The organism is Mesorhizobium sp. M4B.F.Ca.ET.214.01.1.1, assembly GCF_004791545.1.
In the GTDB taxonomy this organism is placed as follows: Bacteria; Pseudomonadota; Alphaproteobacteria; order Rhizobiales; family Rhizobiaceae; genus Mesorhizobium; species Mesorhizobium abyssinicae.
The window spans coordinates 1-292 of sequence record NZ_SRUX01000252.1; the positions used below are offsets into that span (position 1 = coordinate 1).

General features: G+C 61.6%; 1 pseudogene. It reads left to right on the top strand.

The features are described from left to right. Positions 1–205 (top strand): annotated as a pseudogene (locus tag EN857_RS34115) (hypothetical protein); the annotation flags it as partial. Between the last annotated feature and the right edge of the window lie 87 nt (positions 206–292).

Genomic DNA, 292 nt, shown 5'->3' on the forward strand with positions numbered 1-292 from the left:
GGACCTGCAGGGAATGTCCGACGAGGACGGTGGTGTCAAAAAAACCGCGAAGCCACAATGCTGCGGCGATTTCTGTCTCGGCATGGCGGTTCTGATCGATCACGGCACAGTCGGCACGCCCGTCGTCAGCGGCATCCGCTCCTTCCTCGACGACAGCAAGGCGCTGGGGCAGACCCCGCTTCTTCACCGTCCCCCGAATATCTGAACAGGCAAAGCCCGCCTTTGGGCAATGACCGTGCGTGAGCGGCTGTAACGCCGCTACGCCGTTACATCTCCTGTTCGGAAACGACCC